The organism is Streptomyces cavernicola (assembly GCF_029968035.1).
GTDB classification, from domain to species: Bacteria; Actinomycetota; Actinomycetes; order Streptomycetales; family Streptomycetaceae; genus Streptomyces; species Streptomyces cavernicola.
Map to the genome: position 1 here is coordinate 100,059 of NZ_JASCIQ010000006.1, position 12,775 is coordinate 112,833.

At 72.6% G+C, this 12,775-nt stretch carries 11 protein-coding genes; 4 read left to right on the plus strand and 7 right to left on the minus strand.

Annotation, left to right across the window (positions count from 1 at the left end; genetic code table 11):
• The first annotated feature begins 115 nt into the window (after positions 1-115).
• Positions 116-622 (plus strand): hypothetical protein, encoded by a 507-nt coding sequence (locus QIS96_RS07755; protein WP_282541667.1) that lies wholly within the window; start codon positions 116-118, stop codon positions 620-622.
• A gap of 103 nt (positions 623-725) precedes the next feature.
• Positions 726-2,162, plus strand: a complete 1,437-nt coding sequence (locus QIS96_RS07760) for a flotillin family protein (RefSeq protein ID WP_282541668.1) — start codon at positions 726-728, stop codon at positions 2,160-2,162.
• A gap of 108 nt (positions 2,163-2,270) precedes the next feature.
• On the opposite strand, the gene QIS96_RS07765 is transcribed toward QIS96_RS07760, so the two are convergent.
• The 4 genes from QIS96_RS07765 to QIS96_RS07780 form a co-directional block, all read right to left on the minus strand.
• A complete protein-coding gene (locus QIS96_RS07765; protein ID WP_282541669.1) occupies positions 2,271-3,527 on the minus strand; it encodes a cation:proton antiporter in 1,257 nt (418 codons plus the stop codon).
• 4 nt (positions 3,528-3,531) lie between these two features.
• Positions 3,532-4,002 (minus strand): cation:proton antiporter regulatory subunit, encoded by a 471-nt coding sequence (locus QIS96_RS07770; RefSeq protein WP_282541670.1) that lies wholly within the window; start codon positions 4,000-4,002, stop codon positions 3,532-3,534.
• A gap of 217 nt (positions 4,003-4,219) precedes the next feature.
• Positions 4,220-5,131 (minus strand): alpha/beta fold hydrolase, encoded by a 912-nt coding sequence (locus tag QIS96_RS07775; protein ID WP_282541671.1) that lies wholly within the window; start codon positions 5,129-5,131, stop codon positions 4,220-4,222.
• A gap of 211 nt (positions 5,132-5,342) precedes the next feature.
• A complete protein-coding gene (locus QIS96_RS07780; protein ID WP_282541672.1) occupies positions 5,343-6,473 on the minus strand; it encodes an aminoglycoside phosphotransferase family protein in 1,131 nt (376 codons plus the stop codon).
• A 232-nt stretch (positions 6,474-6,705) separates the two neighbouring features.
• Here QIS96_RS07780 and QIS96_RS07785 point away from each other — a divergent pair, with 232 nt between their 5' ends.
• Positions 6,706-8,205, plus strand: coding sequence for a DNA-binding protein NsdB (locus tag QIS96_RS07785; RefSeq protein ID WP_282541673.1), 1,500 nt, complete (start codon positions 6,706-6,708; stop codon positions 8,203-8,205).
• 179 nt (positions 8,206-8,384) lie between these two features.
• On the opposite strand, the gene QIS96_RS07790 is transcribed toward QIS96_RS07785, so the two are convergent.
• Positions 8,385-9,824, minus strand: a complete 1,440-nt coding sequence (locus tag QIS96_RS07790) for a PP2C family protein-serine/threonine phosphatase (protein ID WP_282541674.1) — start codon at positions 9,822-9,824, stop codon at positions 8,385-8,387.
• Positions 9,825-10,405: 581 nt separating this feature from the next.
• On the opposite strand from QIS96_RS07790, the gene QIS96_RS07795 reads away from it, so the two are divergent.
• Positions 10,406-10,576 (plus strand): hypothetical protein, encoded by a 171-nt coding sequence (locus QIS96_RS07795; protein ID WP_282541675.1) that lies wholly within the window; start codon positions 10,406-10,408, stop codon positions 10,574-10,576.
• 61 nt (positions 10,577-10,637) lie between these two features.
• On the opposite strand, the gene QIS96_RS07800 is transcribed toward QIS96_RS07795, so the two are convergent.
• Both QIS96_RS07800 and QIS96_RS07805 read right to left on the minus strand, forming a co-directional pair.
• Positions 10,638-11,864: a lactonase family protein gene (locus tag QIS96_RS07800; RefSeq protein WP_282541676.1), complete on the minus strand. Its 1,227-nt coding sequence runs from the start codon at positions 11,862-11,864 to the stop codon at positions 10,638-10,640.
• A gap of 91 nt (positions 11,865-11,955) precedes the next feature.
• On the minus strand, positions 11,956-12,774 hold the full coding sequence (locus tag QIS96_RS07805; protein WP_282541677.1) for an NAD(P)H-dependent oxidoreductase: 819 nt from the start codon (positions 12,772-12,774) through the stop codon (positions 11,956-11,958).
• Between the last annotated feature and the right edge of the window lies 1 nt (position 12,775).

Consider the following 12,775-nt stretch of genomic DNA (forward strand, 5'->3'; position numbering starts at 1 on the left):
CAACAGCGCGTAAAGACTGCCGAGAACCGGCAATGACGCGGCAGCGCCTCCCGTGGAAATCTCTAATCGTCCACGGGGGACAAGCGGGGGACGAGCGGGTGAGGAGGCGGTTGCGGTGACCTTGTTTCTAGGTCTCGGCATGGCGGGGGTCGTCCTCCTCGCCCTCTCCCTCGTCCTCGACGGACTGCTCGAAGGGCTCCTCGGCGGCGCCGTCGACGGACTCCTCGACGGCTGGCTCTCGCTGCCCGTCGTCGCCGGGTTCCTGTCCATGCTCGGCTTCGGCGGCGCCCTGACCCTCGGCACCACCGGCCTCGGGACCGTCGCCGCCACCGCCGTCGGCACCGGCGCGGGACTCGTCACCGCGTACGGGGTGTGGCGGGCCAGCCGCGCCCTGCTCCGGGACTCCACCGAATCCCCGCGTGGCGACGACCTCGTAGGCAGTGCGGGACGCGTCGTCACGGCCATCCCGTCCGAGGGGTACGGCGAAGTGCTGCTCCAACTCGCGGGCCAGCCCGTCAAGTTGGCCGCGAAGTGCGCCGAGCCCGTCACGCGCGGCACCGAAGTCTGGGTGGAGCGGACCCTGTCGGCCACGTCGGTCGCGGTCCGCCCCGTAGAACGCTGAACACCCGGGGCGCACGGCACACCGGGGGCCCGCGCGGCCCCCCGCCCCACCACACGTACATCTCGAAAGCGCCCGCAGCGGCGGGCACCAAGGGGGAACCCCGATGAGCCCAGTAGCGCTCTCCGTCGCCGGAGTCGTCGTACTCCTCGTCCTGCTCGCTCTCGTCGTCGTCACCCGCTACAAGGTGGCCGGGCCCAGCGAGGCGTTCATCGTCACCGGGCGGCGCGGCAAGAAGTCCACCGACCCCGCGACGGGCCGGGTGGTCACCGACAACAGCGGTCAGAAGGTCGTCGTCGGCGGCGGCGTCTTCGTGGTGCCGTTCGTGCAGCAGAGGTTCACGCTCGACCTGTCCTCGCGGCACATCCCGATCGCCGTGCGCGGCGCCGTCACCCTGCGCGGTGTGAAGGCGAACCTCGAAGGCGTCGCCATCGTCAAGGTCGGCGGCACCGAGGACTCCATCCGCGCCGCCGCCCAGCGCTTCCTCATGCAGCAGGACGGCATCGTCGGCTTCACCCAGGAAGTGCTCTCCGGCGCGCTGCGCGCCATCGTCGGCCGGATGTCCGTGGAGGACATCATCCGCGACCGCGCCGCGTTCGCCGGGCAGGTCGCCGAGGAGGCCGAGGCCTCCCTGTCCGGACAGGGCCTCGTCCTCGACGCCTTCCAGATCCAGGACATCTCCACCGAGGGCTCCTACCTGGAGGACCTCGGCCGGCCCGAGGCCGCCCGCGCCAAGCAGGAGGCCGACATCGCCGAGGCCGTCGCCCGCCGCGCCGCCGAACAGGCCCGCCTGAAGGCCGCCGAGGAGATCGCCGTCGCCGAGCGGACCTTCGCCCTCAAGCAGGCCGAGATCCGCGCCGAGACCGACGAGGCCGCCGCCCGCGCCAACGCCGCCGGACCGCTCGCCGACGCCGCACGCCAGCAGGAGGTCCTCACCGAGCAGGAGAAGGTCGCCGAGCGCCAAGCCGCCCTGACCGACCGGGAGTTGGACACCAAGGTCCGCAAGCCTGCCGACGCCGCCCGCTACCAGGCCGAGCAGGAGGCCGAGGCCCGCCGGATCGCCCTGGTCAAGCAGGCCGAGGCGGACGCGCAGCGCTCCCGCCTCACCGGTGAGGGCGAGAAGCTGCACCGCGCCGCGCTCGCCGAGGCCGTACGCATCGAGGGCGAGGCCCAGGCCGCGGCCATCGGCGCGAAGGGCGCGGCCGAGGCGGAGGCCATGCAGAAGAAGGCCGACGCGTTCGCACAGTACGGCGACGCGGCCGTGCTGCAGATGCTGGTCGAGGTGCTGCCGCAGGTCGTCGCCAAGGCCGCCGAGCCGATGAGCGCCATCGACAAGATGACGGTGATCTCCACGGACGGCGCGAGCCAACTCCCGCGCACCGTCGCCGACAACGTCGCCCAGGGCGTCGAACTCATCGGCTCCACCACGGGAGTCGACCTCGCAGCACTCCTGCAGAACATCACCGCGAGCAAGGCGAACAGCGCGAACAAGGCGAACGGCTCGGCCCCGGCCGACGGCAGGATCGAGGTCGCCGGCGACTGACCTTTTCGTACGGGGAAACGACTGACCTTTCGTACGGGAAAACGTCCTGGAAACACAGAGGCGGCGAGCAACTGCTCGCCGCCTCCCCGCGGTTGCCGCACGATGGCGCTAGGGCTGCGCTCCGCCCTGAACTTCGGCCGCCTCCGGCTGCTCCTGCGCGGGCGCGGGCGCGGTGGAGGCGGACGCTCCGCCCGAGTCGCCCGAGCCCTGGCGACGTTTGATGAAGTACCCGGCGACCGGCTGCGTGTAGCGCGCGGTCAGCGGGCCCACGATCACCAGGATCAGGACGTACGCCGTGGCGAGCGGGCCGAGGGACGGCTCGATCCCGGCCGTCACGGCGAGGCCCGCGATGACTATGGAGAACTCGCCGCGCGCGACCAGCGTGCCGCCCGCCCGCCAGCGCCCCTTGACGCCGACCCCGGCGCGCTTGGCCGCCCAGTACCCGGTGGCGATCTTCGTGAGCGCCGTGGCCACGGCCAGGACGAGCGCCGGAAGCAGCACCGGGGGAATGCTCGCCGGGTCGGTGTGCAGGCCGAAGAAGACGAAGAACACCGCGGCGAACAGGTCCCGCAGCGGGCTGAGCAGCGTGTGCGTGCCCTCGGCGACCTCGCCGGAGAGTGCGATGCCGACGAGGAACGCGCCCACCGCGGCCGACACCTGGAGCTGCTGGGCGATGCCCGCCACGAGCAGCGTCAGGCCGAGCACGACGAGCAGCAGCTTCTCCGGGTCGTCGCTGGAGACGAAGCGGGAGATCACCCGGCCGTAGCGGAGCGCGACGAACAGGACGAGCCCGGCCACGCCGAGCGCGATGGCCAGGGTGACGCTCGCCGCCGCGAGGCTCACACCCGCCAACAGGGCCGTGATGATGGGCAGATACACGGCCATCGCCAGGTCCTCCAGGACGAGGACGCTGAGGATCACCGGGGTCTCCCGGTTGCCGACCCGGCCGAGGTCGCCGAGCACCTTCGCGATGACACCGGACGAGGAGACCCAGGTGACGCCCGCGAGCACCACCGCCGCCACCGGACCCCAGCCGAGCAGCAGCGCGGCGAGCGCACCGGGCAGCGCGTTCAGACAGAAGTCGACGAGCCCCGCCGGGTACTGGGTCTTGAGGTTGGACACCAGGTCGGTGGCCGTGTACTCCAGGCCCAGCATGAGCAGCAGCAGGATCACGCCTATCTCGGCGCCGATCGCCACGAACTCCTCGCTCGCGCCGAGCGGAAGCAGCCCGCCCTCGCCGAACGCGAGCCCGGCGAGCAGATACAGCGGGATCGGCGAGAACTGGAACCGTCCGGCGAACCGGCCGAGCAGCCCGAGGGCGAGGATGATCGCCCCGAACTCGATCAGGAAGAGAGCAGAGTGCACGCGCTCACTCCTGCCCGAGGATCGCTGCGGCCGCCTCGACGCCCTCACGGGTGCCGATCACGATCAGCGTGTCCCCGCCGGCGAGCCGGAAGTCCGGTGCGGGGGACGGAACCGCCCCCGAGCGGCGCAGCACGGCGACGACGGACGCGCCCGTGTCCGTCCGCATCTTCGTGTCGCCGAGCACCCGCCCGTTGAAGTGCGAGTGCGTCGACAGCTCGATGCGCTCGGCGACCAGACCCAGATCCGTGGTGTGCAGCACGTTCGGGCTGTGGTGCGCCGGCATCAGCGCGTCGATCAGCGAGGCCGACTCGGGCCCCGTCAGATGCAGCGACTGCTGGCACGCGTCCGGGTCGTCGGCCTCGTAGACGTTGACGGTGCGCGTGCCGTCCCGGTGCGCGACCACCGAGACATGGCGGTCCTCACGTGTGGTGAGGTCGTACTGGACGCCGATGCCGGGCAGCGGCGTCGTGCTCATCCGTGGAGCAGGCACAGCCTGTCCCCTCCCTGGTCCCCTGACTTGCTGGTGAACTGGGCCGCGCCGGCGCGGAGCGCGAACGCGGCAAGAGCGACATCTTGTCATCCGCGTCAGAAGCCCCGACATGGGTGTCAGCACGGATGGACACGGGCATGTCGCAGCGGAAAGGATGCCCGGGGGACCTTTGTCGCCGCAGGTTACAGAGGTACGGGAAGAATCACCGGTACGAGGCCGCACCCGCGTGCGCCAGGATCGCCGCCGCGAGCGGGTCCAGGACCTGGCGGGGCAGTGCGTGGCCCATGCCCGGGATCTCGACGAGACGGGCGCCCCGGACCGTCTGTGCCAGGTGCTGAGCGTGCGGCGGCGGGAACACCGGCTCGGCCGGGCCGGCGACGACGAGGACCGGCACGTCGGTGGCGGCGAGCTCCTCCGTGCGCAGCAGGCCCGAGGGGTCCGCGTGGGCGTGCGCCGCGCTGTTCTCGTGGTGGCCGGTGTGCTCGACGATCCGCCGCTCCAGGGCGCGGGCCTCCGCCGCGTCGAAGGGCAGCTGCTCGCCGGAGAGCAGCCGCCAGTGCTCCACCCGCCACGCCAACTCCTCCTCCAGGGACCGGACTCGGGGCGGCTCGGCCCACAGCGCGAGCAGCCGGGGGTCGGTCCCGGGCAGGCGCTCGGGCGGGGTCTCGTGCCCGGCGGCGTCGACGTAGGGCGTGGTGCTCAGGGAGCTGGTGCCGATGAGGGTGGCGCTGAGCAGCCGGTCCGGGTGGTCGGCGACGAGGAGTTGGGCGAGGAGACCGCCGAGTGAGAGGCCGACGACATGGGCGCGGGCCACGCCGAGGGCGTCCAGGACGGCGACCGCGTCGACCGCGAGATCGGCGATCGCGTACGGCTGTTCGTTGAAGCGCCGGCTGGAGCGGCCGGTGTCGCGGTGGTCGTACCGGATGACGCGGCAGTGCTCGGCGAGCGTGTCGACGAGGGCGTCCGGCCAGCCGAGGCCGGAGGTCTGCGCGCCCATGATCAGCAGCAGCGCCTCGGCGTCGGCGGGGCCGCACTCCTCCACCCACAGGCGGGTGCCGGGGGCTGCCTCGACGAAGTGTTCGGTGCGGTGGTGGCGTGCGGGGCGGTGGTCCATGGGGCTCCTTGTCCGGCGTCTGCGTGCGGGCGGCTGAGCGCGGGCGGCTACGTGAGGGCGTCCGTGTGCGGGCCTCTATGGGAGTCTCTACATGAGACGATACGTAGCGTCTCGCTCTCCCGTCAACGCAAAAGCAGGGCCGGGGGGAGTCCCCCCGGCCCTGCACCCCCCTCGGCGGTGGCCTGCTTTCCGAGCCCCGGTGCGCCGGCCTTCAGCGAGTGCCGACCGCTGCGCGAACCGCCCTGCGGGCGAGCGCGCAGTCGTCGTGCAGTCGGCGCAGGAGCAGCCGCTGTTCCTCACCGTTCGGCACCGCGCCGGACGGGTTCTGGCCCGGCGCCGTCGGGGCCTGCTCGTTCATGGCGCGCTGCACGGCCGTCTCGTACGTCCGGATCTCCCGGGTGAGGACCAGCATCAGGTTCACCAGGAAGGCGTCGCGCGCCGCCGGGCCCGCGGACTGGGCGAGTTGGCTGATCTGCCGCCGCGCCATGGGGGCGTCGCCGAGACAGGACCAGAGCGTCGCCAGGTCGTACCCCGGCAGGTACCAGCCCGCGTGCTCCCAGTCGACCAGGACCGGCCCTGCCGGGGAGAGCAGGACGTTCTGCAGCAGCGCGTCGCCGTGGCAGAACTGGCCCATGCCGCTGGGGCCCGCGGAGTGCGCGATGCCGTGCAGCAGCTTCTGCAGGTCGCCCAGGTCCCGGTCGGTGAGCAGGCCCAGCTCGTGGTAGCGGGAGATCCGCGAGGCGTAGTCCAGCGGGGCGTTGAACATGCCTGCCGGCGGCCGCCAGGCGTTGAGCCGGCAGATCGCGCCGAGCGCCGCACGGATGTCCGCCCGCGGCGGCGCCTCCACGGGGTGCCGCTGAACTGCCGCCACCCGTCCGGGCATTCGCTCGATGACCAGGGTGCCGCCCACCGGGTCGGCGGCGATGAGCCGCGGCGCACGTACCGGCGGACGGTGCCGGACGAACGCGCGGTATGAAGCTATTTCGTGCTGGATCCGCTCCGACCAGGCGGGCGAGTGGTCCAGTAAGCACTTGGCGACCGCGGTGGAGCGTCCGGTGGTGCCGACCAGGAGCACGGAGCGTCCGCTGCGCCGCAGCACCTGCACGGGGTTGAACTCCGGGCAGATCCGCAGCACGGACGCGATGGCCGTACGCAACTGCGCGCCCTGGGCGCCGGACAGGTCGAGTCTGCCGCTGATCGCTTGCGTGCCGGGCGCCGGGCGCCGCATCCGGCCGCCTATGGCGGGGACCGCCTGCCGGGACGGTGCCAAGTACGGGCCGCTGCCCTGACGGTGGGCCTGGGGCCGGGGCGGAGCGGACACGGAGGACGATGCTGCGTACATGGGCGAGACAGATCCCTTCGTGTGCCGACGAGTCACATGGCCACCCGGCCCGGCCGAAGTGCCGCACCCTGGGGAGTGCCGTACGACCGCCGGGGCGGGGTGGCGCATATCTACCTGACACCTCCCGGCGCGTGGCACACCACGTAGCGCACCCTGGCGAACCCTGGCGAATAGTCGCACCGCATCTGACAGGCGGTTAATGTCAACTCAGCCGAGAACCTGGGGGCTTGACGTGAGCAGCGAACCCAACACTCGCCTGCAAGACCTGTTCGGCCTGGCCGGCTGGTCCAAGGGCGAACTGGCGAGACTCGTGAACCGGCAGGCGGCGGCCATGGGCCATCCGCAGCTGGCGACCGACACCTCGCGGGTGCGGCGCTGGATCGACATGGGAGAGATCCCACGCGATCCCGTGCCGCGGGTCCTGGCGGCCCTGTTCACCGAGCGACTCGGCCGTGTCGTGACCATCGAGGACCTCGGTCTGGTCCGGCACGGGCGTACGGGGAAAAGGCAGAGCAAGGGGCAGCAGGACAACCCCGACGGACTGCCTTGGGCGCCCGAGCGGACAGCCGCGGTCCTCACCGAATTCACGGGAATGGACCTCATGCTCAACCGACGCGGCTTGGTGGGCGCGGGCGCCGCGCTCGCCGCGGGCTCCGCACTCAGCAGCGCCATGCACGACTGGCTGCACACCGACCCGGCCCTGACCGCCGACGCACCCCGCTCCCACGACCCCCTGCACGCCGACCCCGCTGGGTACGACCGGTACGAGGCCGCCCCCATCGGGTCGCAGGAGATCGAGGAGCTGGAGCGTTCGGTGGAGGTGTTCCGCGCCTGGGACGCCTCCCGTGGCGGCGGACTGCAACGCAAGGCCGTGGTGGGCCAGTTGAACGAGGTGGGCGGCATGCTCGCCTACCGCCACCCCGACCATCTGCAGCGCCGCCTCTGGGGCGTCGCCGCCAACCTTGCGGTCCTCGCGGGCTGGATGTCGCACGACGTCGGCCTGGAGCCCACCGCCCAGAAGTACTTCGTCATCGCCGCGCACGCCGCGCGCGAGGGCGGCGACCGGCCGCGCGCCGCCGAGGCGCTCTCCCGGGGCGCCCGCCAGATGGTGCACCTCGGCCGGCCCGACGACGCCCTGGACCTGATGAAGCTCGCCAAGTCCGGTTCCGGCGACGAGGTGTTGCCGCGTACGCAGGCGATGCTGCACACCATCGAGGCCTGGGCCCAGGCCGCCCTGGGCAAGGGCCAGGCGATGCGGCGCACCCTCGGCGAGGCGGAGGAGCTGTTCGTCTCCGACAAGGGCGATGTGCCGCCGCCGAGTTGGATGCAGATGTTCGACGAGGCCGACATGCACGGCATGCAGGCCCTGGCGTACCGCACGCTCGCCGAGCACGACCCGAGCGCGTCCGGCATCGCCCAACGGCACGCGAAGGAGGCCTTGGAGCTGCGGGTCGGCGGGCGGCAGCGGTCGAAGATCTTCGACTACATCTCGCTGGCCTCCGCCTGCTTCATCGCTGACGACCCGGAGCAGGCCGACCGGTATGCCCGCCTGGCCCTGGTGTCCATGGGCGAGACCTCCTCGCACCGCACCTGGGACCGGCTGCGCGAGATGTACCGGCTCACCGGCCAGTACGCCTCGTACCCGAAGATCCAGGATCTGCGTGAGGAGATTCAGCTCGCGCTGCCGAAGGAGCGGTCGAAGGGGGCGACAGGCAAGAGCACGAAGGCGTGAGGACCTTCGCCGGCCGCCCCGACAGCGGGGGCTCGTCTGCCGGGTGGCGGATCGTCGCCGAGTGACGGGCCGGTGGTCCGTCCTCGCGCCCACGCGGCGCCAGCCGCAGATCGACACAGCCCCGCGCCCCTGAGAGGCGGCTCCGCCGGCCTCTCAGGGGCGCCCGATGGTTGCGCCCCTCAGGGAGCCCCGACCCTGGCGATCAGTACGCACGCGTCGTCCTCGCGCTCGGTCTGTCCGAACGTCTCGACGACCGTGCGTACGCAGTCCTGCGCGCCGCGCGCCCCGGCGAACCGGGGGGCCAGCGCCAGGAGTCGCTCCGCGCCGGTGGCGGCGTCGCGTCCGGGGACCAGGCCGTCGGTGTGGAGGACGAGCAGGTCGCCGATCTCCAGGCGCTCCTCGGCCTGCCCGTACACGGCGCCGGTGGTGGCGCCCAGGAGCACGCCGTCGGGCGGTGTCAAGGCGCGCCCGGTGCCGCCGCGGAACAGCAGGGGAGCGGGGTGTCCGGCCTGGGCCCAGGTGAGGATGCGCCGCACCGGGTCGTACCGGCAGCACACCGCGCTGCCGAGGGCGGGCTGCACGGAGGCGTCCAGCATCTGGTTGAGGTGGCCGAGCAGCGGCCCGGGGCGGGAGCCGGCGACGGCCATGCCGCGCAGCGCGCCGAGCAGCATCGCCATGCCGGAGGTGACGGTGACGCCGTGCCCGGTGAGGTCGCCGACGCTCAACAGGGCGTCGCCGTCGGGGAGTTGCATGGCGTCGTACCAGTCGCCGCCGATGAGCGCGCTGGACGAGGACGGCAGGTAGTGCGCCGCGAGGTCCAGGGATGCGGGGCTGCCGTGCGGGAACTGCAGCTGGCCGCGCCACGGCGGCAGGACGGCCTCTTGCAGTTCCACGGCGACACGGTGCTCGGTCTCGGCGAGGTGCTGCTGCCGCTGCAGGGACTCCCTGGTCTCGCGTACGGCGAGCTGGCTGCGGCGCAGTTCGCTCACGTCCCGCAGGACGGCCCACATGGAGGCGGTCATGCCGTTGGAGTCGAGGACGGGCTCGCCCATCATGTGCACGGTGCGCACGTCGCCGTCGGGGCGGACGATGCGGAACTCGCCGTCGATGGGCCGCCCGTCGACGAGGCAGTCCGTCACCATCGTGGTGAGCAGTCGCTGGTCGTCGGGGTGGACGAGGGCGGGGAGTTCGTCGAGGGTGAGCGGCTGCTTGGCCTGGTCCCAGCCGAATATGGCGTAGAGCTCGCCGGACCAGGTCACCTCGTCCGTGAGGAGGTTCCACTCGGCGCTGCCGACCCGGCTGAGCAGGGAGCCGCGCGGGGCTTCGGGCCGCGCCGGGGCAGCGGTGAACTCGGGGACGGGCTCGTCCTCGGGGGCGTCGACGGGGATGCCGGCGCGCAGCTGGCCCAAGTGGGCGTTCAGGTCGTCGAGTTGGTGGACGGCGAGTTCGCAGAGGGCGCGCTGCCAGCGGCCCTGCGGGTCGGTCTCGGCATGCACGGTGTCGCGGCGTACGGCGTCGACGTCGACGCGGAGCCGCTGCGTCTGGGAGATGAGCGCGTCGACCGTGCCGCGCTCGGGCGGCTGAGGTGCGGGGCGGTCCGCAAACAGATGGGACGGCATGACGTACTCCGATGCAGGCGCGGTGCGACCAGGGCTGACGGAAGAGCCGGTTATGACTGTTGCACAGCCAGCGATGCCCCGTAAGGGATTTGGCAACACACGATCCGGTGGTGCTGGCGGCATATGCCTGCGTCCTCCTTGGCGCGTTGCCCTGTTTCGCACCCTTTGCCGGGTGCTTTGTGGCGTTGCGCGCTGCCGTCAACTGTGCCTCGGCCAGCGGGAGTTCAGGCCGAAAATAGCCGTTTGCCCCGGGCAGGTGCCCACTCCGGCCGACCGGACCTCAGAGCCGGTCCGCACACCGCGTAACCCCAGCTCCGCCCCCCCCCACCGAGGACCCCGGCACCGACCGGGCCCTCGGCCGGAAACACCTGCTGGCCACCCCGAGGACGATACCGGCGACCACCCCCGGGCACGCACCGAAGCACCCCGCCTCGAAGCCGCGCACCGAGCACGGCAACCCGCCCACGGAGAGGCGACGCGCCCCCGCCCCCTCGCAGCGCACCTCCGCCCCGGGGTCGAATTCGCGCGCGATCCGTGCGCGCGCGGTCGAGCGGGCGCCGGCGGCGTGAGCCAATGGGCGCATGAGCTGGTTCATGTACGACGCCCTGGGTGTCACGGTCGACGAGCCGGGGCCGGAGACGGTGCGGAGGGTGCTCGACAGTTTGGCGGCGCGTGCGGAGGTGCTTCGGCTCTTCGGGCTGCTCGTGGCGGGCGACATCACCGCGGTCGAGGCGTCCCCCTGGGAGAGGTGACCGCCCGGGAGAAGCGGCCCCCTGGGAGAGGTGAACGTCCCGGGCCGCCCTTGGACTGGGCTCACAGGGGCAGTGCGCACACCGCCACAGGGGAGGGGTGGTCCTCGCCCGTCGGGTGGAGGCGGCCGTCCGTCGGGTCGATGTGGAAGCCGGTGACGCTGCTGGAGCGCTGGTTGGCGGCGAAGAGGAGGGTGCCGTCGGGGGAGAGGGCGATGTGGCGGGGGAAGTCGCCGCCCACGGGGACGGTGTCGAGGAGCCGGAGGCGCGCGCCGTCGGACTCGATCGCGTACCGGGTGAGGCTGTTGTGGCCCCGGTTGGCGAGGTAGGCGTACGTGCCGTCGGGGGTGACCGCGAACTGCGCCGGATAGCTGGTGCCGGACCCGGTGCCGGTCTCCTGCGGCTCGCCCGGCGCGAGGCGGCCGCTCGACGGGTCGTACGCGCAGACCACCGCGGTGTTGTCGAGCTCGCAGGCGACGTACGCGTACCGCCCCGACGGGTGGAACGTGAGGTGCCGCGGTCCCGCGCCGGGCTGCAGCGTGACCTGGGCGACGCGGGTCAGGGAGCCCGCCGGGAGGTCGAGCCGGTACGTGTAGACCGTGTCCGTGCCGAGGTCCACCGCGAGCAGGTGGTCGCCGTCGGGGGCGGTGACGAACTGGTGGGCGTGCGGGCCCTCTTGGCCGGGGCCGGGCGCCGGGTCGTCGTGCGTGACGAGAGCGGTGCGCTCGCCGAGGGCGCCCGACGAGTCGATCGGGTGGACGGCGACGCTGCCCGAGCCGTAGTTGGCGCTGAGCAGCCACTTCCCGCTCGGGTGCACGGACAGGTGGCAGGGCGCGGCGCCGCCGCTCTCGCGCCGCCCGATCACCTCGTGCGGCCCGCCCTCCCGGAAGCGGATCGCGGTCAGGCCGCCCTGCTCCCGCTCGTTCACCGCGTAGTACGTGCGCCCGTCCGGATGGACCGCCAGATAGGACGGGTCGTCGACGCCGGTGAGGGTCTGACCTGCGGTGATCCTCCCGTCGGTCGGGTCGTACGAGGCCACGGAGATGCCCTTGCCGCCGCCCTCGACCGAGGTGTACGTGCCGATGAGCAGCGGGCGCGGGCCCGACTTCGCGCGGCGGGGCGGCGCGGGCCGCGGGCGCGGCTGCGGCCCGGACGGGTCCGGTTCGGCGCTCGCGCCGGAGAGGGTGGCCAGGGTGCCCACGGCCGAGAGCGCACCGAGGAAGCGCCGCCTGCCGAGGCCGCCCTCGGGTTCGCGGGGCGTATCGGTGCCGGGAGTTGTGGGGCGGTCCATGGGGACACAGTGACGGGTGTGACCCCTGCCGGACAAGTGCCGCAACTCGAATTGCACGCTGCGCAACGGCAGTTGGGGAAGTGTGCCGGCCTCACGCGGTGACGGCCCGCACCCGCTCCCGTACGTCGAGACGCTGTGCCGCGACCCCGGACCTTCCCGGTGCGACGTGCGGCCGCAGCACCAGGTCCTCGTCGTAGTCGCCGCCCTGCTCGTGCCGGTAGCGCAGCGGCTCCTCGTCGGGGAGTCCGCGCAGTCGGGCGCTCAGGGCCTCGGTGGTGGTGCGGGCGTCCGGGGCGGTCATCCGGTCGGCGCCGTAGACGGTGAACGGGGCGAGCGGGGCCATGCCCGTGTACCAGAACGTGCCGTGCAGCAGCGGGAACAGCACCTCGTCGATCGCGCCGTGGATGCCGCGCGGCCCGAAACCGGACTCGCGGGCCCCGACCGAGGTGACGATCAGCGCGCGCTTGCCCGCAAGCCCGCCGTCCCCGTACCGCAGCGTCGTGCCGGACTCGTCTTTGAGGCCGAAGGCGAAGCCCTGGACGAGGACCCGGTCGAACCAGCCCTTCAGGATCGCGGGCGGCCCGAACCACCACAGCGGGAACTGGAAGACGACGACGTCCGCCCAGTCGAGCTTCCGCTGCTCGGCACGGATGTCCGCGCTCAACTCGCCCTGCGCGTACGCCTGTTCCTGCGCGTCTCCCACGAACAGGCGGTCGCCCTCGGGGCGTCGGTCCGTGGGGTCGGGGCCCCGGAAGTCCTCCGCGTCGACGACGGCCTTCCAGCCCATCGCGTACAGGTCGGACACCTGGTGCTCGTGCCCGAGGGCGTCGAGGGTGCGCAGGCCCGCGTCGAGCAAGGCGCCGTTCAGGGAGTGCCGTTCGGGGTGGGCGAAGATCCACAGAATTCTCATG

Coding starts and splice junctions, on each gene's coding strand:
- QIS96_RS07760 (WP_282541668.1), top strand. CDS start 726: ATGAGCCCAGTAGCGCTCTCCGTCGCCGGAGTCGTCGTACTCCTCGTC.
- QIS96_RS07775 (WP_282541671.1), bottom strand. CDS start 5,131: ATGGACCACCGCCCCGCACGCCACCACCGCACCGAACACTTCGTCGAG.
- QIS96_RS07795 (WP_282541675.1), top strand. CDS start 10,406: ATGAGCTGGTTCATGTACGACGCCCTGGGTGTCACGGTCGACGAGCCG.
- QIS96_RS07770 (WP_282541670.1), bottom strand. CDS start 4,002: ATGAGCACGACGCCGCTGCCCGGCATCGGCGTCCAGTACGACCTCACC.
- QIS96_RS07805 (WP_282541677.1), bottom strand. CDS start 12,774: ATGAGAATTCTGTGGATCTTCGCCCACCCCGAACGGCACTCCCTGAAC.
- QIS96_RS07800 (WP_282541676.1), bottom strand. CDS start 11,864: ATGGACCGCCCCACAACTCCCGGCACCGATACGCCCCGCGAACCCGAG.
- QIS96_RS07790 (WP_282541674.1), bottom strand. CDS start 9,824: ATGCCGTCCCATCTGTTTGCGGACCGCCCCGCACCTCAGCCGCCCGAG.
- QIS96_RS07780 (WP_282541672.1), bottom strand. CDS start 6,473: ATGTACGCAGCATCGTCCTCCGTGTCCGCTCCGCCCCGGCCCCAGGCC.